Annotated in this window: 18 protein-coding genes; 8 read left to right on the forward strand and 10 right to left on the reverse strand. The window is 52.8% G+C overall.

Annotated elements, in window-relative coordinates; genetic code table 11:
• Nucleotides 1-194: 194 nt before the first annotated feature.
• Together R1T41_RS21955 and R1T41_RS07460 are read right to left on the reverse strand one after the other, a co-directional pair.
• A complete protein-coding gene (locus R1T41_RS21955; RefSeq protein ID WP_411045553.1) occupies nucleotides 195-500 on the reverse strand; it encodes a DUF3892 domain-containing protein in 306 nt (101 codons plus the stop codon).
• Between the two features lie 368 nt (nucleotides 501-868).
• On the reverse strand, nucleotides 869-1366 hold the full coding sequence (locus R1T41_RS07460; protein WP_317340975.1) for a hypothetical protein: 498 nt from the start codon (nucleotides 1364-1366) through the stop codon (nucleotides 869-871).
• A 184-nt stretch (nucleotides 1367-1550) separates the two neighbouring features.
• On the opposite strand from R1T41_RS07460, the gene mutS reads away from it, so the two are divergent.
• The 4 genes from mutS to trpS all read left to right on the forward strand — a co-directional run bounded on the left by mutS (nucleotide 1551) and on the right by trpS (nucleotide 10524).
• Entirely contained in the window at nucleotides 1551-4274 is a 2724-nt protein-coding gene (mutS, locus tag R1T41_RS07465) for a DNA mismatch repair protein MutS (RefSeq protein WP_317340976.1), read from the forward strand.
• Nucleotides 4275-4502: 228 nt separating this feature from the next.
• Entirely contained in the window at nucleotides 4503-7256 is a 2754-nt protein-coding gene (locus tag R1T41_RS07470; protein WP_317340978.1) for a [protein-PII] uridylyltransferase, read from the forward strand.
• Nucleotides 7257-7801: 545 nt separating this feature from the next.
• Entirely contained in the window at nucleotides 7802-9352 is a 1551-nt protein-coding gene (gene murJ / locus R1T41_RS07475) for a murein biosynthesis integral membrane protein MurJ (RefSeq protein WP_317340979.1), read from the forward strand.
• Nucleotides 9353-9525: 173 nt separating this feature from the next.
• Nucleotides 9526-10524 carry a tryptophan--tRNA ligase gene (gene trpS / locus R1T41_RS07480; protein ID WP_317340980.1) on the forward strand — a complete coding sequence of 333 codons (999 nt, stop codon included), beginning with the start codon at nucleotides 9526-9528 and terminating at the stop codon, nucleotides 10522-10524.
• A 75-nt stretch (nucleotides 10525-10599) separates the two neighbouring features.
• On the opposite strand, the gene R1T41_RS07485 is transcribed toward trpS, so the two are convergent.
• Together R1T41_RS07485 and ribA are read right to left on the reverse strand one after the other, a co-directional pair.
• Complete coding sequence (locus tag R1T41_RS07485) at nucleotides 10600-12129, reverse strand: hypothetical protein (protein ID WP_317340981.1); 1530 nt, start codon at nucleotides 12127-12129, stop codon at nucleotides 10600-10602.
• A 195-nt stretch (nucleotides 12130-12324) separates the two neighbouring features.
• Nucleotides 12325-13473, reverse strand: a complete 1149-nt coding sequence (gene ribA / locus R1T41_RS07490; RefSeq protein ID WP_062950086.1) for a GTP cyclohydrolase II — start codon at nucleotides 13471-13473, stop codon at nucleotides 12325-12327.
• A 236-nt stretch (nucleotides 13474-13709) separates the two neighbouring features.
• On the opposite strand from ribA, the gene R1T41_RS07495 reads away from it, so the two are divergent.
• On the forward strand, nucleotides 13710-14399 hold the full coding sequence (locus tag R1T41_RS07495) for a response regulator transcription factor (protein ID WP_062950084.1): 690 nt from the start codon (nucleotides 13710-13712) through the stop codon (nucleotides 14397-14399).
• Here R1T41_RS07495 and R1T41_RS07500 read toward each other — a convergent pair.
• Nucleotides 14381-14641 (reverse strand): hypothetical protein, encoded by a 261-nt coding sequence (locus R1T41_RS07500; protein WP_317340985.1) that lies wholly within the window; start codon nucleotides 14639-14641, stop codon nucleotides 14381-14383. The genes R1T41_RS07495 and R1T41_RS07500 overlap by 19 nt on opposite strands.
• Nucleotides 14642-14674: 33 nt before the next feature.
• A complete protein-coding gene (locus R1T41_RS07505) occupies nucleotides 14675-15370 on the reverse strand; it encodes a YggS family pyridoxal phosphate-dependent enzyme (protein WP_317340987.1) in 696 nt (231 codons plus the stop codon).
• A 55-nt stretch (nucleotides 15371-15425) separates the two neighbouring features.
• Between R1T41_RS07505 and R1T41_RS07510 the strand changes: the two genes are divergently transcribed.
• Together R1T41_RS07510 and R1T41_RS07515 are read left to right on the forward strand one after the other, a co-directional pair.
• Nucleotides 15426-16064: a thiamine phosphate synthase gene (locus R1T41_RS07510; protein WP_062950081.1), complete on the forward strand. Its 639-nt coding sequence runs from the start codon at nucleotides 15426-15428 to the stop codon at nucleotides 16062-16064.
• Between the two features lie 34 nt (nucleotides 16065-16098).
• Nucleotides 16099-17319 carry a glycosyltransferase family 9 protein gene (locus R1T41_RS07515; RefSeq protein WP_317340989.1) on the forward strand — a complete coding sequence of 407 codons (1221 nt, stop codon included), beginning with the start codon at nucleotides 16099-16101 and terminating at the stop codon, nucleotides 17317-17319.
• Nucleotides 17320-17396: 77 nt separating this feature from the next.
• Here R1T41_RS07515 and R1T41_RS07520 read toward each other — a convergent pair whose 3' ends face one another.
• From R1T41_RS07520 to R1T41_RS07535, 4 genes are all read right to left on the reverse strand, one after another.
• Nucleotides 17397-18401, reverse strand: coding sequence for a porin (locus R1T41_RS07520; protein WP_317340991.1), 1005 nt, complete (start codon nucleotides 18399-18401; stop codon nucleotides 17397-17399).
• 311 nt (nucleotides 18402-18712) lie between these two features.
• Nucleotides 18713-19735 carry a porin gene (locus R1T41_RS07525; protein WP_317340992.1) on the reverse strand — a complete coding sequence of 341 codons (1023 nt, stop codon included), beginning with the start codon at nucleotides 19733-19735 and terminating at the stop codon, nucleotides 18713-18715.
• Between the two features lie 513 nt (nucleotides 19736-20248).
• Nucleotides 20249-21274 carry a porin gene (locus R1T41_RS07530; RefSeq protein WP_062960392.1) on the reverse strand — a complete coding sequence of 342 codons (1026 nt, stop codon included), beginning with the start codon at nucleotides 21272-21274 and terminating at the stop codon, nucleotides 20249-20251.
• A 433-nt stretch (nucleotides 21275-21707) separates the two neighbouring features.
• Nucleotides 21708-22706: a porin gene (locus tag R1T41_RS07535; RefSeq protein ID WP_317340994.1), complete on the reverse strand. Its 999-nt coding sequence runs from the start codon at nucleotides 22704-22706 to the stop codon at nucleotides 21708-21710.
• A gap of 293 nt (nucleotides 22707-22999) precedes the next feature.
• Between R1T41_RS07535 and R1T41_RS07540 the strand changes: the two genes are divergently transcribed.
• Nucleotides 23000-23530 carry a DUF3576 domain-containing protein gene (locus R1T41_RS07540; protein ID WP_317340995.1) on the forward strand — a complete coding sequence of 177 codons (531 nt, stop codon included), beginning with the start codon at nucleotides 23000-23002 and terminating at the stop codon, nucleotides 23528-23530.
• Nucleotide 23531: the final 1 nt, after the last annotated feature.

The following is a 23531-nucleotide window of genomic DNA, read 5'->3' on the forward strand; positions in this document are numbered from 1 at the left end:
AGCGGTGAGGACCTGTATTCTGTGTTCCGGCAATCAGGTGTGGAGCCATCCCGCCGGACCGCCCAATAAATCAGGCTTCGCGCCCCGGGTCAAAGGTGACGTTAACGGTAACCGAAAAATTACGTAGCGTTTTCCGTATGTTGCAGCGCAAAAAAGCCCCTGACAGTGGTCAGGGGCTTAATCAGTTGTCAGTTTCAAGGGCAAGTAGGCAAACTCAGAAGATTGTTAGGTTGGTCGCCGTCTGCCTCAGTCTTAAGGTATTTGTTACCATATCGACTTGTCGCGATGACTACGTTCACTGATCGACCAGATTGGTGAACATAAAAACGGTATTTCCCGCTTTCGATGCCAGAAATTGCATCAACTTGTGTCAACTTCCATCGCGTACCATTTGGGTTAATGCCACCCACATGTGTGATCCTCTCATGAGGATCATACCGATCTGTTTTCACGATGCACTGTACTTGAGCTGTTATTGTACTAGCCTTACTCATAGTCATGACAAAACTCCTGTTGCCTAAAACCAGAGACAGCCTTGACCAAGGTAAATAAGATTCCTAGTATGAACCTTGTTAGTACATACCTTGCCGTGCGGCAGTCTCAGCTGTTGCACGGATTATGTCAAAGAGCCGAGATGCCGCCAGCATTTCGGCTCTTTTCATTTACAGGATTCCACTGCAAACCATCTACATCAAGTTATTTTTGATTCAAGTCGATACTACATGTTGTATGCAACGAAAATCGTTGCTTTTTTGTGCATTAACAGGAATAAGATCCTTTATTTTAGAACAAAACATGATCAACATGCATGGTGGAATCAGCTATCCTTCCTGTGCGCTCTGACATAAATCGAGCCGACTCGAAATCTTCATGATTGGTGCAGGTGGATATTTTCCGCACCATGTTTTTTCAGGATTGCGGTCGCCTTGGCTTCTGCATCGTCCTTGTCGGGATCAATCCGCACCCAAAGGATTACAGAACCGGCATTGATCGCACGTGCGAAATCCTCGGTATGCGGAGTGGATGTCACTTCTTCGATAAATTCTCGCAGTGCTACTGCGCCCACACCGGCACCAATCGCAAGTGCCACCGGCGCGGTTGCCGCCCCGCCAAACAGCGCAATGGCTCCCGATGCCACCAGCGGCACCTCATATTTCGCTTCACCGACCAGTGCGGTCAGCACATCGGACCAGGACCGACCATCCGCCCCGGCAACATCGATCGATTCATGGGAACTTAAAACCGACAGATCCGTGCGCGAAAATCCGCTGTCGCGCAATTCCCGAACCGCGGCATCAAAGCTGTCTTTTGTTTCGAACAATCCAACCAGTTCCGGTGCCTGACGGGTCGCTTGGTCTGCTGCCATCTTCTTAGTCTCCTTGGTCACTGGTCAAAGGACGGCAAATCAGCGATGATCGCGCTGCTTTGCTGCCTGCGTATCTTAACATATTTTACAGAAAATCAGGCATTGCAATGGCATAGGTCAAAAACGGCTACCGGGCCGTTTCATCCCCTCGTCAATGCCTTCAGGGTTTGCTATCACACTCGTCATGAACAATATTGCCGATCCTTCCGATACCAAAACCGTCCCACTTTCGTTCGATACCGAAGGTGCGACCCCGATGATGATGCAGTTCCTTGAAATAAAGGAACAGTATCAGGACTGCCTTCTGTTTTACCGGATGGGCGACTTTTACGAGCTGTTCTTCGACGATGCCGTGAAAGCGGCCGAGGCGCTCGATATCGCACTGACAAAACGCGGCAAGCACCAGGGTAACGAAATTCCCATGGCCGGTGTTCCGGTCCACAGTCACGAAACCTATTTGCAGCGTCTGATCCGCAAAGGTTTCCGTGTGGCTGTTTGCGAACAGATGGAAGACCCGGCCGAAGCTAAAAAACGCGGTGCCAAATCCGTTGTCAAACGCGGTGTCGTTCGTTTGATCACGCCTGGTACCCTTACCGAAGACAGTCTTCTGGATGCGCGACGCCATAACTATCTGGCCGCTGTATCTGAGGTCCGCGGTAAAGTCGGTCTGGCGTGGCTTGATATGTCGACTGGCGATTTTTACGTTCAACCCTGCGATATGGGGGGGCTTCCGGCTGCACTGGCACGTCTTGACGCGGGTGAACTTCTGATATCGGACAAACTTCTGAACCGTTCGGAAATGTTCGATATCTATGCTGAATATAAAAACATTATTACCCCGCAGCCCGCATCGCGCTTTGATGCCGAAAATGCCCAGTTGCGCCTGAAGAAACTTTATGAAGTCGCCGCACTTGATGCATTTGGCGGCTTTGAAGTTGCCGAACTTTCCGCTGCCGGTGCCCTGATCGATTATGTCGATCTGACCCAGAAGGGCCAGATGCCGCGCCTTTCCCCGCCGCAACGCATGGCTGCGGGTGCCGCGATGGAAATCGATGCCGCCACCCGGCGGTCGCTGGAACTGACCCAGACCCAATCAGGCGAACGCAAGGGATCGCTTCTTTCGGTCATCGACCGTACCCGGACTGGCGCCGGGGCTCGCTTGCTGGCTGCCCGCCTGTCCGCACCGCTGACCGATGCGAGCACGATCAATAAACGTCTTGATCTGGTTTCATATTTCCATGATCGCGATGCCCTGCGGTCCGATTTGCGGTCCGCCCTCGGCGAATGCCCCGATATTGAACGTGCGCTGTCGCGTCTTTCGGTAGGCCGTGGCGGCCCGCGCGACCTTGCTGCGATGCGCGATGGCCTGGCCTGTGCCTTTGCAATTGGCAACCTTCTGCACAAGCCCGATGGCGGCAATGACGGGCTAACGACCCAGCCTGCTGCACTTGTCGATCATCTGACCGATATGGGCCATCACGGCGATCTGGTTGATTTGCTGCGCCGGTCGCTCAGCGAGAATCTGCCGCTGCTGGCACGTGACGGCGGCTTTATAGCGGGCGGCTATCACCCACCGCTTGATGAACTGCGCATGCTTTCAAGCGAAAGCAAAAAGCTGATCGCCAATCTTCAAGCCCGCTATACCGAACAAACGGCCATCACCAGCCTTAAGGTCAAGCACAACAACGTCCTTGGCTACTTCATCGAAGTACCGGCCAAGCAGGCCGACCGGATGATGGAAATCGATGAATTTATTCATCGCCAGACCATGGCTAATGCGGTCCGTTTTACCACAGTCGAGTTATCCGAACTCGAAAGCAAGGTTTCCAAGGCCGGGGATCAGGCGCTTGCGCTTGAACTTGAACTGTTTGACACACTGGTCTCAAATGTACTTGAACATGCCGATGCCATTGCCCTCTGCGCGCAGGCGCTGGCCGGACTTGATGTGTCGGCCGCCTTGGCCGAACTGGCGCGTGATCAGGGATGCATCCGCCCGACCATTGATGACAGCCTTGCCTTTGATATTCGTGGTGGTCGCCATCCGGTGGTGGAAGCCGCCCTGCGCGAAAATGGCGACAGCCCCTTTGTCGCCAATGACTGCCGCCTTGAAGGCGAACAAAGCCTGTGGCTGATTACTGGCCCTAACATGGCCGGTAAATCGACTTTCCTGCGGCAGAATGCCCTGATCGCGGTTCTGGCCCAAATCGGTGCCTTTGTGCCCGCTGAAACCGCCCATATCGGTGTGATTGACCGGCTGTTTTCGCGCGTCGGGGCAGCGGATGATCTGGCGCGTGGCCGGTCGACCTTCATGGTTGAAATGGTCGAAACCGCCGCCATCCTTAATCAGGCATCCGATCGTTCACTGGTGATCCTTGATGAAATCGGGCGCGGCACGGCAACATTTGATGGTTTGTCGATTGCCTGGGCGGTTGTCGAAAATCTGCATGAGGTCAATAAATGTCGCGGCCTTTTCGCAACTCACTATCATGAACTGACAGCCCTTGCCGCCAAGCTCGCCCATCTGTCCTGTCACACAATGCTGATCAAGGAATGGCAGGGCGAAGTCGTCTTCCTCCACGAAGTTGGCGCGGGCAGTGCGGATCGGTCTTATGGCATTCATGTCGCCCAGCTTGCTGGCCTGCCCAAACCGGTAATCAAACGCGCCGAACAGGTGCTTAAGACCCTTGAAAAGGGCGAACAGGGCGGTGCCGTTTCAAAACTGGCTGACGATCTGCCGCTTTTTGCTGCCGCGATTGAGCAGGTTAAACAGGAAGAAAAAGTCAAAACCCCGGCATTATCGCCGGTACAGAAGGCTCTTCTGGACGCGGTGGGTGAAATCGATCCCGACAACATGACCCCACGCGAAGCCCTTGACGCGCTATATCGTTTGCGTGCCATGCGCGATTGATTCCGGGTCGCCCGAAAATAACGGTCGGTCATCGCATTAAAAGCAGGCACTTTGCCCTTATATCAGGCAAGTGCCTGTTTGCTTTTTGATGCTACACTCTCTGGAGGGCCGCTTGCGACTGGCATTGGCAATACGGCATGCCATATGCATTGGGACATGCCCAAAGGGCAACCTGCCTATTAAGATCTAACTGGCCAAACCAGACCCGACCCAAGGAAACCGCTTCAAGTGACGTATAGAATCAAGAAACAGCGCGAAATCATCGACCGCCGCAAAATCTTTGCCGAGCTTGAGTCCATCGCTGCCAATGCAGAGCTGACATCCTTCAAACAGCGTGCAGAAATCCTCAAACGCCTCAAAACCGTTCTTGAAGAAGGCCGTAAGGTCATTCGTGCCCGCTTCGAAGAAACCAATTCCGGGCAGGACGCGGTATTCTCCAACAGCTTCCTGATCGATCAGATCGTGCGTTTGATCCACGATTTCGCCCTGAAATTCGTCTATCCTCTGCACAATCCAACCAATGAACAACGCATGGCGGTTGTCGCAGTTGGCGGTTACGGTCGCGGCGATATGGCGCCGCAATCCGATGTCGATATCTTGTTTCTGTTTCCCTACAAACAAACCGCGCATGGCGAACAGGTTGTCGAATACATCCTTTATATGCTTTGGGATCTGGGGCTTAAGGTCGGTCATGCCACCCGTTCGATCGATGATTGCCTGCGCATGGGCAAACAGGACATCACCATCCGCACAAACCTGCTTGAAAGCCGGTTCGTGTGGGCGGATGAGGATGTCTATAAAACCTTCCGCACCCGATTCATGGAAGAACTGGTCAAGGGCACCGGGCTTGAATTCATCGAAGGCAAACTGAACGAGCGCGATGAACGCCATATCCGCATGGGTGACTCACGTTATGTCGTTGAACCCAATGTCAAGGATGGGAAGGGTGGCCTTCGCGATCTTCATACACTGTTCTGGATTGGCAAATACCTTTACCGCGTCAGCAACCCGCTTGAACTGGTCGACCTCAAGGTGCTGACCCGCAAGGAAGCACAAGGATTTCTGAAAGCACAAAACTTCCTGTGGTCGGTGCGCTGCTGGCTGCACTACCTGACCGGGCGTGAAGAAGACCGCCTGACATTTGATATGCAGCGCGATATTGCCGATAAGCTTGGCTATACCGATCATGCCGGCGCGTCAGGCGTCGAACGCTTCATGAAACACTATTATCTGATGGTGAAGCATGTCGGCAACCTAACCCGCATCTTCTGTGCTGCCCTTGAAGAACGTCATCAACGCAAACCCCTGATTCGCTTTCCGGCCCGCTTCTTTGGCAGCAAGGAAGTCGACGGTTTTCAGCTACGCAATGATCGCCTGACGGTCGATAGCCTCGAAACCCTTCAAAATGATCCGATCCAGATTTTGCGCCTGTTTCTTGTCGCCCATCAGAACGGGGTTGGCATTCACCCCGAAACACTGCGATGGGTGACGCAAAGTCTGAAACTAGTTGATCACAAGCTGCAAAAAGATCCGGCCGCAAACGAGGTCTTCCTTGAAATCCTCACCCACCGCGATACCCCGGATATCCCGCTTCGCAAAATGAACGAGGCTGGATTGCTGGGCCGCTTCATCCCGGATTTCGGTCGTGTCGTTGCCCAGATGCAATATGACATGTACCACACCTATACGGTGGACGAGCATACCATCCGTGCGATTGGCATATTGAACCAGATCGAACGTGGCGAGCTGGCCGAAGAAGCCCCGGTTGCAACCCGCATCATGGAAAAGGTGATTTCACGTCGCGTACTTTATGTCGCGGTATTACTCCATGATATAGCCAAAGGCCGGGGCGGTGATCATTCCGAACTCGGTGCCGAAGTCGCCGAAAAGCTTTGCCCGCGTCTTGGTCTGTCGCCTGCTGATACCGAAACCGTCGCATGGCTGGTTAAGGCCCATCTGTGGATGAGCCTGACCGCATTCAAGCGCGATCTGAACGATCCGACTACCATTCGCGCCTTTGCCGATCTGGTCCAGTCACAGGAACGGTTGCGTTTGTTGCTGTGCCTCACGGTTGCCGATATCCGAGCAGTAGGTCCGAATGTCTGGAATGGGTGGAAAGCGACGCTCCTACGCGAACTTTTCTATGCCACCGATGATCTGCTTTCGGGTGGCCTGAATGCCGACAGTCGCGATTCGCGCGTCGCGCGCGCCCAGCAGGAATTGCGTGATGCCCTTACCGCACCCGGTTCTGACTGGTCAGAACAGGATGTCGAGGATTTCATTGATCGCGGCTATCCTTCCTACTGGCTCAGTTTTGATACCGAAACCCATGTGCGTCATGCCCATCTGACCCGTGATGCCAAAGCAAGCGGGGCGGACATCACCGTCGATATGCGTATCGAAACCGACATCGACGCCACCGAAATTATTGTTCACACCACCGACCATCCTGGCCTGTTTTCCCAGATTGCCGGGTCGATGGCGCTTTGCGGGGCCAACGTTGTCGATGCCAAAATCCTGACCCTTGCCGATGGCATGGCACTTGATACCTTCTTTATTCAGGATACCAATGGCGAGGCATTTAACGACAAAGCCAAGCTCGAAAAACTGCGCGAAACGCTTGAACAGGTGATTTCGGGTCGTCTGCGTCCCAGTCAGGAAATCGAACGCCGCCAGATCAAGGATAACAAGCACCGCACGGCAGTCTTCAAGGTCGAGCCAAATGTCATCATCGATAACAAGGCCAGCCGCACCCACACCGTGATCGAAATCACCGCGCGTGACCGGCAAGGTCTGCTTTACGATGTCACCCGCACATTGCGCGATTTGTCGCTGCAAATCGCTTCAGCCCGTATTTCAACCTTTGGCGAACGCGCGGTTGACGTTTTCTACGTCAAGGATGTGTTTGGTTTGAAAATTGACAGCCGCACCAAGTTTCTGCAGGTCAAGGAAACCCTGACACAGACATTGGAAAACGGCTGAACACGATCCCGAAAACACAAAACCCCCGCCCCTGCGATTGGCCAAACGCCAAATCGCCCCGGCGGGGATCCGTGTTCAATGGCGCAAGCGCCATGATCGAATTCTGTTTTGTATCGGAAGTTTGAACGGACGAGGGCTGGTCGGTCCTGAAACCTGATGTTATGGCCTGTTGTCCCGTAACATCATATTCCTCGGAGTGCAGCAGGTTGAGGTGGAGCGCCTTTATCCCTCGTCCGGTCAGAATAGCGAGGCTCGCGTCCCAACGAATCCTCAGCGAGATGCAATGTATGAGGAATGCGACATGTTTTCTGTGACGGCTATCACAACCAGCTGAATTTTTTTACAAAAACACGCGCCATTTCACAAAAGTTCAACGTTCGGACGTCACTGTGCATAGAAATGATCCCGCTTTAACCACCGCCAATCCGCCGTCATTACGAGTTATTCACTTTCGACTGGCAGATTTCATACCTGCCGAGCTGGCTGCATCTTTGCTGCCATAAAAACATACTCTGGTTCATAATCTAATTCGGATTTGATCGCGAATGTCGCTTGTACGTTCCATTGCCACGGTCAGTGGTTTTACCCTGATCTCGCGTCTTCTGGGCTTTGCCCGTGACATCATGATTGCCGCGATGCTCGGTGCCGGCGGCATGGCCGATGCCTTTTTCGTGGCGTTCAAATTCCCCAACCTGTTTCGCCGCCTGTTTGGCGAAGGCGCGTTTAACGCTGCCTTTGTGCCCATGCTGGCCGGTGATATCGAAAAACGCGGCATTGATGTGGCGCGCGAATTTGCCGCACGCGCCATGTCGATGCTAGTCCTGATTACCGGCTTTCTGGTCGCGATCATCGAAATCACCATGCCCTGGGCAATGCATGTCTTTGCACCAGGCTTTGCCGAAGACCCGGAAAAATTCTCCCTTGCTGTCGAACTGTCACGCATTACCTTCCCCTATCTCGCGTTCATTTCGGCTGTTGCCCTGATGTCAGGGGTTCTGAACACCCTGCACCGCTACGCCGCTGCCGCTGGTGCCCCGATCATCCTTAATATCTGTCTGATTGGTGCCCTTCTGGGGCTGACACCCATGACCGAAACCCCGGCCCATGCCCTGTCATGGGGGGTTGCGATTGCCGGTGTCGCTCAGTTCATCTGTCTGGTGATTGCCTGCAAGCGCGCCGGCTTTGCCATCAAATGGCAATTGCCCAAAATTGATGACCGCGTGAAACTGCTGGGCAAACGAATGATCCCGGGCATGATCGGTGCAGGCGTCTATCAGTTGAACCTTCTGATTGATACCATGCTGGCATCTCTTGTTTCGGATGGTGCGGTATCCTGGCTTTACTACGCTGACCGCGTCCATCAATTACCGCTTGGCGTCATAGGCATTGCAATTGGCACTGCACTGCTGCCTACCCTGTCGCGCCAGCTTCAGGGTTCAGACCCGAAAATCGCAATGTATAGCCAGAATCGCGGTATCGAAATCGCCTTGCTGCTGACGCTGCCTTCTGCCGTCGCACTTGGTGTGATGGGGATTCCGATTATCAATGTCCTGTTTGAGCGCGGCGCCTTTGGCACCAGTGAAACACTGATGACCGGAATGGCCCTGACCATTTTTGCCTTTGGCCTGCCGGCGTCGGTTCTGGTCAAAGTTCTGGCCCCCGGCTTTTTCGCACGCGAAGACACCAAAACCCCGATCCGCATCGGCATTACCGCCATGGTGATCAATATCGTGCTGATTGTCGCCCTGATGCCGGCATTTGGCCATCTTGGCATCGCAGCCGCGACCTCGACTTCGGTCTGGATCAATGCCCTGTCACTGGGATGGATTTTGCACAAACGCGGCGATCTTGTTTTTGACGACCGACTCAAACGCCGCGTTCCGCGCATCCTGCTATCATCGGTATTGATGGGGGTGGCGCTATGGTTTGCCATCACCTGGCTTTGGCAGAATGATGCTCTGTCGATCACGCGCATCATCACCATGGCCGGTCTGGTCTGTGGCGGATTACTGGTTTACGCCATTACCGCCCAGCTTTGCGGTGCCACCAGTTTTTCCGAACTCAAGACCACGCTGAAACGCGGCAAAACCGTCTGAGTACGGATATTGCATGTTATTTCGGTCATTTCGGGACAAGCCGCTTGACCAAATCCGGTCCGGCGGCTTAACTCCCGCCCGAAGATTTGCAGGCTCGTCCGCCGGCGGGTGTCCAAAACCTGGCGGAGCATGCAGGTCACTCAACATATTTTTTGGAAATGGACGACATCGTTATGGAACGTGTTTTTTCAGGTGCTCAGCCCACCGGTAATCTTCATCTTGGCAACTATCTTGGCGCGATCCGCAACTGGGTCACCCTTCAGAAGGATTTCGAATGCATCTTCTGCGTCGTTGACCTTCATGCCATCACCGTCTGGCAAGAGCCCAATGAACTGCGTTCCAATATCCGCGAACTTGCTGCCAGTATGATTGCATCTGGCATCGATCCGGAAAAACATGTCCTGTTCAATCAAAGCCAGGTTTCGGCCCATGCTGAACTGGCTTGGATTTTCAACTGTGTCGCGCGCATCGGCTGGCTCAATCGCATGACCCAGTTCAAGGAAAAGGCTGGCAAGAATCGTGAAAACGCATCACTTGGTCTTTATGCCTATCCGAGTCTGATGGCAGCCGACATTCTGGCTTACAAGGCCACCCATGTGCCAGTTGGCGAAGACCAGAAGCAGCATCTTGAACTGACCCGCGACATCGCGATCAAATTCAACAACGATTTCGGTGTCGAGTTTTTCCCCCAGCCGGATCCGCTAATCCTTGGTCCGGCAACACGTGTGATGTCACTGCGTGACGGTTCGAAAAAGATGTCGAAATCCGATGCATCGGACATGTCGCGCATCAACATGACGGATGATGCCGATACGCTGGCCAAAAAAATCCGCAAGGCCAAAACCGATCCGGAACCGCTACCAAGCGAAGCCGCCGGTCTTGAGGGCCGCCCCGAAGCCAAGAATCTGATCACCATCTATGCGGCCTTGACCGATGCAAATGTCGCTGACGTTTTGGCCGAACATGGTGGAACCCAATTCTCGGGCTTCAAGCAGGCTCTGACCGATGTCGTTGTCGAAAAACTGGCCCCGATCACCGAAGAAATGGCACGTCTCAAGGCCGATAACACCTATATCGACGCAATTCTGGCAAAGGGTGCAGAACGTGCCAATGCAATTGCCCAGCCGATCCTCAAAGAGGTCAAGGAAATCGTTGGTTTCCTGAACAGCTAGAATTTTATTGCCAAATCAAAACAAAAACCGGCAATCATATGACTGCCGGTTTTTTTATGCCTCGAGATCTGATGATCAGATCGAATTGCCCACAGGCTGCTGGCGGCTTTGCTGCATTGCCTGATATTTTTTCAATCCGTCCATCATGGTCTGGCTGAACCAGACACCGACCGGCTCGTCATTCTGCACATGGGTTTGCGCCTGCTCCATCAGGGGATGGACGGTTTCGACCTCGGCTGCACTATCGTTGCGCGCAACTTGCCGGGTATTGATAGCGCCATCATTGCGGTTGGCCTGATTGCTAACCGTGGGTTTATCCTGCGCAACTGCATTGGTCGACGCAACAGCATCATTTGCCATCGTCTGCGCGCGGTCACGGCCAAGGGCCGCATTAAAGCGTGCCGCCATTTCCGCAGCACTCAACGGGCCTTGTTGCCCCTGCTGTGCTGATAGTCCTGTATTGGGCTTCTGCGATGCCGCCTGTTTGGTCACGTCATCCTGATTAAGCTTGGCATATTTTGCGTCGCGCGCGGCGATTTCCGGGGACACACCAAATTGCGAAGGACCACGGCTCAGACGGCCGGAACTTTGTGCACGTGCCCAGACCGTATCGCCATTATCGCTGTTAAAGGAGGCGCGCTGGATCATGCCCTGATGACCATTCCGGCTGGCTTCTGCAGCGCGCATGGTCATGTTTGATGCAATATCGGTCTGTCCAGCACGGGCTATCGCCACGGCCAGTTCGGCCGGATCGGCATCCTGTGCATTGATATTCGTGCCAGCAACATCATCGCCTGCCTGCGCCAAAAGGCGCTGGGCAGCCTGGATTGCCGGATCATCGGAAGGTGCTGCTGGTTGCGGGGCAACCGACTGCGCCACGGTTTGCGCTGTGGTCGGGCTGGTTACCAGTTTGGTACCGGTATTACTTTCTACACCACCCCACGGCGTCACCAGATCAGCCGCATTGTATGCGTTCGTACCGGATTTGGCTGCCGCGGCTGACGCGCCGTTCATTGCCAGCGTTTCAACACCGGCCACTGGGGCGACATTGGTAATAGTTGCCTGTTCGGCCGGATCGACCGGCACGCCATTGATACCCGCCATTGATGTATCACCAGCCGCCCATGGCAGAACAAGATCGCCTGCACCACCGGTGGCGACACCGGCACCGGATGCATCAGCCATCACAGGCAGGTCTGCCGGGGCTTGGTCGTCCTCGAACATTGCCATGATGTGCGAACCGGTATCCTCTCCGGTCGTCAGATCGACAACCGCATCAACGGCTGCACCGGCCAGACCGAAAATACCGCCAAACAAACCACCGCCGACAACCCGCGCACCATTCCCCAGCTCGTCACCGGTGATGCTGCGGTAAATCATGCCCACGCCGGGGATATGCTGCAAAGGATTGATCACGTCGAGGAAATCGGTGAATTCAAAGCCGTCATCGCCGAATACATATTCGGAAAAGCTTCGTTCTTCCGGCTCACCATCGACAAGCTGCTTGGCCGCACTTGATCCGGCAGAAGCGCTACCAGCCGTTCCGCTTGCAATGCTTGCCCCGTTGCCGGGCGATATTTGCCGCCAATCTGCACCAATCGACATGTCTGTCCTCCTCTTGCCGACTATTTTGCAAAAGGAGTGCCAGTTTTGGAATTTATCAATTCGTTGATTTTAAAAGGATTTTTATAATTCAGACATGACGTAAAACTGCCCGTCGGAATCTTCTGCCGGGTGGCAATCAGGAAGGTCATGATAATGCCTCCCTGCTGTTAACCCACGCGAGCCGTCATGCAAGGATTAAAACAGGTGACCGGCCCGATCCTTCTTGGTCTGAAGGTAAAATTCGTTATGACCGTTGGAAGGAAATTTGTGCGGTACGCGTTCAACCACGGTCACGCCCCAGCTTTCAAGTCCGGTAAGCTTTTCGGGGTTGTTGGTCAAAAGCCGAACGGTTTCAAAGCCCATCTGGCGCAGCATTTCAGCCGCCGGACGATAAACACGTTCATCGGCATCAAAGCCAAGTTCCTCGTTGGCATCAAGCGTATCAAATCCGCGGTCCTGCAACGCATAGGCACGCAGCTTGTTCACAAGCCCGATACCGCGCCCTTCCTGTCGCAGATAAAGGATAATCCCGCCCTGCCCGCTTTTGGCAATTTCGGCAATTGCCCCGCGCAATTGCGGCCCACAATCGCACCTGAGCGATCCGATCAAATCCCCGGTAAAGCATTCCGAATGCAAGCGGATCAAAACCGGCTGATCATGTGCCGGTTCATCGATCACAATCGCCAGATGTTCCTGGCCGCCATCTTCGGGACGAAACGCAATCACCGTGGCATTTTCGGCATTTTCCAGCGGCACGCGCGCTTCACTGACCTGACGCAGGGTCGCAGCGGATGCGTCTTCGTATCCGTTGATGCTCTCAGACTGCAGCACCAGAAGGTTCTGCGCCTTCGACAACATTTCAAGCTGCTCAGGTTCAACCGGCGCGATCACGACAGCTGGCAACAACCTTGCCAGCTTGGCAAGCCGTATGGCTGCACTTTCGGCCATAGTAACCGGGCGCCATGCACCAGCAGGCATGCTTTCAAGGTCCAGCAACGGATTGGCGATCTCGGCCAGGGTCTGTGCATCAACGCCGGACTTTTTTGCACTTACAAAAGCAATGAAATGATCGTTCTTGCAGGCCTGTCCCAGTGACTTGGCCCGCACGCGCGGCAAAACAATCGCGGTATTTCCGCTTTTACCGGCAATGTCATGAAGCCTTGCAAGCCCTTGATCCGAAAGCGGTTCGGCGGCAATAACTGCAACACAATGGGCAATGCCGTTTGCCTGTCCCTGAACCAGAACGATTTCACCGCGCCGCAAATCGGCAACAGCACGCGATACGGTCACCAGATCGGTCGCGGAAACATTGGCTTTCGATGGCACGGCAGCAGATTGGGTCATTGCAGTCTTTGTTTCTTCAGGGTCTGTCACGGATGATCACAACATCGCGATCCGGTCGGTATGGGGCTGGATAAGATGCACGTCAATGGGCTAAAGCGAAAACAGTTTGTTCTTGAAAACGCAGTATGAGACTCTAATCCTAAGTATATGGCGGGCCTACGAGAACAATGCCACAAAAAGAACCGTCGGCAGGCTCAGAATATAGACGGGATTTAGCAAGCAGCAAGGGATGGCGAATGTCGACAGGTAAACAGGTTCTGGTGGTTGAAGATGACGCGGCACTGAGCCAGTCTCTCACCGAACAACTCCGGCTTCATGAGGAATTCGAATGTGTCGTTGCCAATAGCGGCCAAAACGCCCTCGAAGTCGCCAAAGAAAATTACTACGACATTATCCTTCTTGATGTCGGTCTGCCCGATATGGATGGCCGCGATGTCTGCAAGCTGATGCGGCGCGCCGGGGTCAAATCCCCGATCATCATGCTGACCGGTGCCGATAGCGATTCCGACACGATCCTAGGCCTTGAATCGGGTGCCAACGACTATGTTACCAAACCGTTCCGCCTGAACGTGCTGCTGGCACGCATTCGTGCCCATATCCGCCAGCACGAACAAAGCGAAGACGCTGTTTTCGTGATCGGCCCCTACAGCTTTCAGCCCAGCGCCAAACTTCTGATCGAAACAGCGACCGAGAAAAAAGTTCGCCTGACGGAAAAGGAAACCTCGATCCTGAAATTCTTGTTCCGGGCTGGCGACAAGCCGGTCACACGCGAAACCCTGCTTGATGAGGTTTGGGGCTATAACGCAGGGGTGACGACCCACACGCTGGAAACCCACGTCTATCGCCTGCGCCAGAAAATTGAAAAGGATCCATCAAACGCGACGATTCTGGTGACCGAACCGGGTGGTTATAAACTGGTTCCCTGATCCGCACGCGTGCTCCCCCTTGAAATCATGCCGATTTGCAAGAAACCCGCCGGACCAAACCGTCCGGCGGGATTTTTTTTGATTTTTTTCGTCACAAAACGGCTTTGAATGCGTCCTATACTTCTGGCCAAGTTATCCACATTTTTTGCCAGATTCCGGATTTTGCTCAAAAACAACGCTTTAATGGTCTTAAACCGGCCTAAACAGCACTTTATTTGCAATAAGATCGGCTGAAATTGCATTTTTGGTGCCCCTGAATGGCACCTTCTGGCAATTTAATAGCCCCGCGACCCAAAAATGGCTGTCCCGACACGGATATGTGTCGCGCCAAGCCGGATTGCCGCCTCGTAATCACCACTCATTCCCATGCTGCGAATGGTCAGGCCATGACGGTCGGCGATTTTACCCAATAGCGCAAAATGCTGTGCCGGTTCCTCATCCACCGGCGGTATGCACATTAGTCCCTTGATCGGCAATTTCAGGCGTTCGATGCAATCGGTGATAAACGGGTCGGCATCCGCCGGGTCTATGCCTGCCTTTTGCGGTTCTTCACCGATATTGATCTGGATATAAAGGTCAGGGCATTCACCGGTATTGTCCCGGTGTTTTGCCAGCGCATTGGCAAGTTTTGGCCGGTCAACGGTCTCAATCACATCAAACAGGGCAACGGCATCCTTCAGCTTGTTGGTCTGAAGCGGCCCGATAAGGTGCAGCTCGATATCGGGGAACTGTTCGCGCAAGCCCGGCCACTTTCCTGCGGCTTCCTGCACCCGGTTTTCACCAAACACCCGACGCCCGGCGACAAGTGCAGGGCGCACATGATCTGCATCATGGTTCTTGCTGACGCAGATCAGGGTCACATCGCTGTTTTCGCGGCCAACCACCGCACAGGCTGTGTCGATATTTTGCTGAATTTTGGCAAGATTGGCCGCGATATCGGCATTGCCGGATGACAGAATATGATCGCTCATGGATGATGGCCTAAATCGGAACAGGAATCGGTTGAACAGAATCGGGATACTATCAATGGATGCCACACTGGCAAAGCAGGCACGCCAACTCAATTTACGCAATGGCGGCCCGAACTGCCCGATCCCGTCGATCGTGCTGATGACCGATGAAAAGCGCCTGCCCGATCCGATCCCAGCTATCATCGGCCTGCCATCCCGAAGTATGGTGATCTTTCGTCATTACGACCTCGCGCCTGCGGACCGCAGCAAACTAGCCTACCGGGTCCGACGCACCTGTCGCCAATACGGCCATCTCTGTCTGATCGCCGATGATCTGGCATTGGCATTGCACCTTGATGCCGACGGTATCCATTTGCCGGAATACCGCATTAGGAAAACACCGCATGCCTATCGGCAAATTCCACGCGACATGCTTGTGACGTCTGCCTGCCACAGATTGCAAACGCTGCACCTGCTGGCACTTCTTACCCCCGATCAACGCCCGGACGGGGTTCTGATCTCGCCGGTTTTTGCCACCGAAAGCCATCCTGACCAACCGGGTATGGCATTTTCGGCCTTTCTGCAACGAACCGCCCTTTGCCGGAGTCTTGGCCTCATCCCCATTGCCCTTGGCGGCATAAACCCTGACAATGTTGCCATGTTAAGGGGATCTGGCGTTGCATCTTTGGCCGGGATCGGGTTCTCTGCCACATAACACCGAGTAAAAGGTGACCGGAGATCGCCCGCCAATGCCTGCACATCACCATCCCGCCCGGAAAAAATTTACCCGGTTCGCGTCAAAACAGCCGTTCCGGTTCGGTCTGCCCAATGTCAGTGCGGAGCTCACACAAGCATCCGACAACAGCCCTGCATATCTGACGCGTACAACATCGCTTTTGCGGCAACAAGTTCTGGCCAATGCCCCGTCGGTAAAGATCATTTCAGACACTGTTCATCCTGATGTGTTGGCACGCGATGCATGGGCCGATACTGATTTTGATCGCAAACGGGTTCTGTTCCTGATCCCCGATGATGCGATTGGCGATTGTGTTGGCATGGCCCTGTTTTTGCGGGCTTTTGCGGTAAAATATCCTCGTGCAAAGATTGCCGTGCTTAACAGTGGTAGCGCATCGGACATATTTGCAACCCTTTCCGATGTCACGGTTTTTCAGCTTTTTATTTCGGTCAAACGACTGAAGACATTTGATTACCTGATCGACTTCAGCGAGATGGAAGGTTGGAAAGATATCGCGACCATGCCGGTAAACCCGGAAGAGGCACTTTGCGAGGCTTTCGACATTTCCCCAATCCCGCTTGCATCGAAGCGTTCGCCGAAGCTGGCACCGGGTGCCAGGATCGGCATTCTGCCAATGGCATCTTCGCCGCTTCGCACCCTGCCGCCTGCACTGGTACGCGAAATCGCAGAATTTCTTGCAAAAGCCGGATTTGACATCACCCTGATCCTTAACGCCTATCAGGGTGTGATGAAGAAGTACAAGGATACGATAGGACCGTTTGACCAGCCGAATATCCGGATTGTCGATGGCTTCAAAACCATCGGAAATCTTGTGTCTTTCATCAGCGAACAGGATTATGTCGTGCTGGCCGATAGCGGCCCGGCCCACATCACAAAACTGTTTCAGACACCGGGAATTGGTATTTATAGTTCAGCCTCTGCAGCCATCTTGCAAGGCCGTCACCAGAACCTTCTGCCTTGGCAAAGTACTTACAGGGGAGATTTCTGCGAAGCACCCTGTGGACTTGCCAAATTACGCGCAACAGTGTCCGGTACAATCGGCTGCATGGGCAGCCTTGGAGTCCCTGTGTCGGAACTGATTAACCTGCCCGTCAATTCGGACAAGTCACTGGCAGAACGGCTCGTCACTGAAAAACCGGTGCCCTGTGTCGCCGATCTTATCGCGAAAAAAGAACCCTTGTTCACCTTCCTGCGCAAGGATCTCGGGATTTAAACCGGAATTCGACAGAACAATAATAAGTAAGGGGGCGGAAATCCGCCCCCTTTAATCCTATGTTTCACCTGATCAGATCAGAAATCAAGGCGAATACCGGTTACAGCGCCATAACCGTCATTATCCGGATCGGTGTCATTTTTTTCGTCAAACCAGAAGACGGATGACTGCCAAGCCACCCCGGCACCCAGTTCATAGGCCAAGCCAAGATCGACAGCCTGAACGTCACCAGTCCCAAAATCTTCATAGCCATAACTCAGCGAGACAGATGCTGCATCGATGGCATAGGAAACACCGACATCAAACGCGTCGAGGTCCTGACCATCTTCATTCAGACCGTAATCGTCTTCGGTATGACCATAGGAACCACCAACGGTAAAGTTGCCAACCCCGACATTGGCACCAAAGCCGTACCAGGCACCGTCCCCCGATTCTTCACCGGTTGCCGATAGGCCAAGCGACCAGCCATCAAAATCGCTCAGATATTCAAGACCGGCGGAAGCAATATTGTCGCCTGCACCATTGATACCGTTATAGGTTTCATCGTTTGCCTGACTATCGTCGGCAAAAGATACACCTGCACGGAAACCGCTCAGTATAGGAGTATAGTAGGTTACACGATTCTGGGTCCCGCTCGAACGAACGGTGTCAATCAGATATACATCAACCCAGTTCGACATATCACCATCGTTGACACCGACCGGACCTACAGCCGGTGCAATGATTCCCATTGCGTCGGCAGCACTGTCGTTTTTACCCATCTCGAAACGGCCAAATCCGCCATTCACATACAGATATTGCGCATCAATCTGGTCGTCAGAGGTTTCACCTTCAAGCTGAACAGTTGCACCGATTTCGATGCCGTTATCAAGGGTGGTCGAACCGTCAAAGTGAACTTCTGTATCTGACTGGAAGGCATTCGGGCGACCTTCGCTGTCAATACCTGCACCATCTTCGTCAGAAAAGCCAGCCCATTGTTCCATGAAGCCGCCGACCGATAGCTTAATCGGTTCGGATGCAGAAGCCTGACCCGCAAAAGCAACAGCAGCAAGCGCAGTAGACGCAACAAGAATCTTCTTCATTTTACCCCCGCACAAAAATGACTGATTGAGATCAAGATCGGGTCATCTCGTTTTCGTTGATGAGCCCTCCACTATGATGGAGCCACTTTCCCGATTACGGGGCAATTACAATTGTGTGTAAATGTTACTTATTCGCAACCATGTTGCACTGCAGCAACACTTGTGCCTATGTTATTCAATAAAACTGCTGGCAAGACCTGAAATGCAGTTCCAGAACGCTTTCTGATATGACGCTCCACCGCACATTTTAACTCAATAATAAAAGGGGACGAAAAATCCGCCCCCTTTTGAATCATGCCAATTCAGAAGAGCTAGAAGGTCAGTGCAAAACCGGTCACAACACCGTAACCGTCGTTGTCTTCCGCGCCGTCAACTTCGTCGTCGAACCAAAAGATTGACGATTTCCATTCAACACCGGCACCAAGGGTGTAGGCCAGACCGAGATCAGCTGTACTGATTTCGCCGGTACCATCACCACGGCTGCCGTTACCATATTCTGCATAGCCATAGGTCAGGGAAACAGCGGCTGCATCCATTTCATAGGAAACGCCGATGTCGAACTGATCGGTGTCATCCGGGTCGCTGTCACCTTCGCTGAAGCCATAATCATCATCGGTATGGGAATAGGAACCACCGACGGTGAAGTTGCCAAAGCCGACATTCAAGCCACCGCCAACGAGGTTGCCTTCACCCCAGTTTTCGCCAATCGCAGAAACACCAAGGGAAATGCCGTTCAGATCAGCTTCGTATTCCAAACCGCCAGAGACAATATTGTCGCCCGAACCATCTTGGTTGTTATAACCGTTTGCACCGTTGCGATTGCTGTCATCAGCAAAGGACACACCGGCACGGAAACCACCAAAGCTTGGCGTGTAATAGGTCACGCGGTTCTGGTCACCGGTCGGGATTGTCGTGTCGATCAGGTAGGAATCGACCCAGATATCCAGATCCCCATCGTTGATGCCAACCGGACCAACCGCAGGAGCAACAAGTTGCATTGAATCGGCAGCACTATCGTTTTTGCCCATTTCAATACGACCAAAGCCGCCGTTAACGAACAGGTATTGCTCGTCGATCTGGTCGCCAGAGGTTTCACCCTCAAGCTCGACAACCGCACCAACCTCAATCCCGTTGTCAAGGGTGGTTGAACCCTTGAAGTGGATTTCAGTATCGGATTGGAAGGCATTGTTGCGATCACCGACTTCCTGATCGGCAAAACCAGCCCACTGGTTCATGTAACCGCCAACCGATAGTTTGATCGGTTCGGAGGCCTGCGCCTGGCCTGTGAAAGCAACAGCTACGAGCGCGCTCGTAGCAATCAGAATCTTTTTCATCTTACCCTCTTGGATTCATGTGTGAATCGAACATACCCAACCCCGATATGTCCGAACTCTCCAAAGCAAGAGAACAATTAAAATGACCGATGGTCAACTAACTTAACGCGGAGGATGTCTTTTCCTGATACGAGTGTTGCATATTGATCACTTTCATGTCGGAATATGCTGGTTATTCTGTTATACAGAACGTTCAAAAAGGACCTTGCAAAACTTCGACACATAAAATATATGACCATTGGTCATTTAACTTCCAAGCCTGAAGCAACAGTATCAAAAACGCGGCTGCCACACACAGCCAAAGGTGGCAATCGCGCAGACATACCCTCATGCCTGCGCGAACTTTTATCCGAACACAAATTTCTAGCCGCCCAAAGAAATCCCAGAATGTTATTTGAAATCAGGCAAGAAAGCCAAAAAATCCAGCACTTTCAATAAGATAACGGGATCTCCAGAACAAAAAAAGAAGGGGACGGTAAACCGCCCCCTTCCAGTTGTACCAATCCAAATGGATTAGAAGTCGAGACGAATACCAGTAACTACACCGTAGCCGTCATTGTCGCCGTCGAGGTCGGTTACACCGGTATTGGTGCTATCCGCACTCTGGTCGAACCAGTAAACAGAAGATTTCCAAGTCACGCCTGCGCCAAGAGCATAGGCAAGACCGAGATCAACAGCACTGATGTCGCCTTCGCCGTCAACTTCTTCGTAACCATAGGTCAGGGAGACAGTTGCCGCATCCAGAGCATAAGAAACACCGATGTCATACGCATCAAGTTCGCGACCATCAGACAGACCGTAATCGTCTTCGGTGTGACCATAGGAACCACCAACCGTGAAGTTGCCGAAACCAACATTCACACCGGCACCGTACCATGCGCCATCACCAGACTCTTCACCGGTTGCCGACAGACCAAGCGACCAGCCATCGAAGTCATTCAGATATTCAAGACCACCCGAAACGATGTTGTCACCCGAACCAGACTGGTTGTCATAGCCGTTTGCACCATTACGGTTGCTATCGTCAGCAAAGGACACACCCGCGCGGAAACCGCTGATCGACGGGGTGTAGTAGGTCAGACGGTTCTGATCGCCGCTCGAACGAACGGTGTCGATCAGATACGCATTGACCCAGTTGGACATGTCGCCATCGTTGACGCCAACCGGACCAACGGACGGTGCGGTGATGCCCATATCGTCTGCTGCACTGTCGTCTTTACCAAGTTTGACCTGACCGAAGCCACCATTGATATACAGGTACTGTTCATCAACCTGGTCACCAGAGGTCTCGCCTTCGAGTTCTACAGTCGCACCAACTTCGATGCCGTTATCAAGGGTGGTCGAACCTTTGAAGTGGATTTCGGTGTCGGACTGGAATGCGTTTGTGCGACCGCCAGCAGCAGTATTGTCTTCGTCAGCGAAGCCAGCCCACTGCTCCATGTAACCGCCGACCGACAGTTTGATTTTTTCGGAAGCATTTGCCTGACCGGCAAAAGCGACAGCGACGAGCGCGGTAGAAGCAACAAGAATCTTTTTCATCTTACCCTCTTGATGATTTGTAGCCGATCGGTAACACCGCAGACCACACATCGCGGCGACCGATCACTGAAAGAGAGTAAAACGGATATAATGACTTATGGTCAATTGATTTAAATGACCATAAACCAGTTATACGGTTAAGTGTGATAATTAAGTCACTAATTTTGGCATATTTTTGCCATTATTCCTGACCGAACGTCGGTAATATAAATAAGTCAGCCGAACATCTGATAAAAATTTAAAATTAATAATATACATGACCAAAATTCATTAAAATGGCCTGCTCCTGTCGAGGAGCTTGATTGATTGTCTAAGGGCTCGTGTTCGATGACGCCGCCAACAAACGCCCACCGAAAAAACCACACATATCCGCAGACAAAAAAGAAGGGGATGGAAAACCATCCCCTTCTCGCTTTAGCTAATCCTGAATGGATTAGAAGTCGAGGCGAATACCGGTAACAACGCCGTAACCGTCGTTGTCTACGGTATCTTCTTCGTCGAACCAGAAGACCGACGATTTCCAAGCAACGCCAGCACCAAGGGTGTATGCAAAGCCAAGGTCAACAGCCTGAACTTCATTGTCGCCGGTTTCTTCATAACCATAGGTCAAGGAAACAGCAGCAGCATCCATTGCGTAGGAAACACCGATGTCGAAGGCTTCGGTATCATCAGCATTCGGAGCAGCATTGTTGGCAAGGTTATAGTCGTCTTCGGTGAGACCGTAAGAACCACCAACGGTGAAGTTGCCGAAGCCAACATTTACGCCTGCGCCATACCAGTTGCCTTCGTTGTTGTTTTCGCCTTCAGCCGAGAGGCCGAGCGAGAAACCATCGAAGTCACCTTTGTATTCGAGGCCAACAGAAACAACGTTTTCACCGTTATTGGCTTTTTCGTTGTCGTTGGTTGAAGTATCCTGATCGGCATAGGAAATGCCTGCACGGAAACCACCAAGAACCGGTGAATAGTAGGTAACGCGTTTCTGGTCACTGCTCGACGGAACAGTATCGATCAGCTCGACATTTGCCCAGTTAGACATGTCGCCATCGTTAACACCAACCGGGCCAACTGCTGGTGCGGTAACGCCCATCGCGTCAGCTGCACTGTCGTTTTTGCCCATTTCAACGCGACCGAAGCCGCCATTAACGAACATATACTGTTCATCAATCTGATCGGTTGAGGTCTCACCTTCAAGCTCGATTACGGCACCGATTTCAATGCCGTTATCAAGGGTGGTCGAACCACGGAAATAAACTTCGGTATCGGACTGGAATGCGTTGTAACGACCACCAGAAACGGTGTTGTCTTCATCAGCAAAGCCAGCCCACTGTTCCATGTAACCGCCAACGGCGAGTTTGATTTTCTCGGAAGCCGAAGCCTGGCCTGCGAAAGCAACAGCGACGATTGCGCTGGAAGCAAACAGAATCTTTTTCATCTTTTCCCTCAACGTCTTTGCAAGTGCGGAAAACCGCCTAACAAAAATAGGTGAACGACTTTTCCGCCGTTCGGTTCGTGGTGAATGGAGCCAGCAAAAGAGCGTCCCGTCAACAACACTGTGATCCAAAAGCGACATTTACGCAGGAAAGTTGCAAATTTAGCACACATGTTTTTGTTTGCTGAAAGCCATGTCGGCCCTATAGTGCGGGCACGTATATATGTCGTCTTCTATTCAAGGAACGGACCGTGCGATTGTCTCTCGTAAAACTATTAGCCTCAACGATGATCTGTATGTTCGTGGCAGCCTGTGCTGGCTCCCAATCAGATTATGACAGTTATCCCGGATCTGCCCCCGGCGACAAACGTGTAGGGACAACAGGACGCTCACAAACACTTGCCGACCAGAAAAGAGAAGGTACGCTTTTTGGACCGGACGGCTTCAGCTTCCTCGGCGAGGACAATAATCAACAGCAAGGCGGCGGCACTGGTATTGGCGTCAACAGCTTCCTTTGGCGCGCGTCGCTTGATACACTGTCCTTTATGCCACTCAACTCGGCCGATCCATTTGGCGGTGTAATCATTACCGACTGGTACAGCCCGCCGGAAACACCAAACGAGCGTTTCAAGATTACAGGCTATATCCTTGGTACTGCCCTTCGCTCTGACGCAATCAAGGTATCTGTCTTCAGGCAGGTCCGTGTTGGGACAGATCAGTGGGCCGATGCAGTGGTTGAACCTGGCACCGTGACCGCAATGGAAGATTCGATACTGACTCGTGCACGTCAACTGCGCATCGACAGCGCAACGGCACAGTCTCAGTAAG

The sequence above is a fragment of the Thalassospira lucentensis genome, assembly GCF_032921865.1.
GTDB lineage: Bacteria > Pseudomonadota > Alphaproteobacteria > Rhodospirillales > Thalassospiraceae > Thalassospira > Thalassospira lucentensis_A.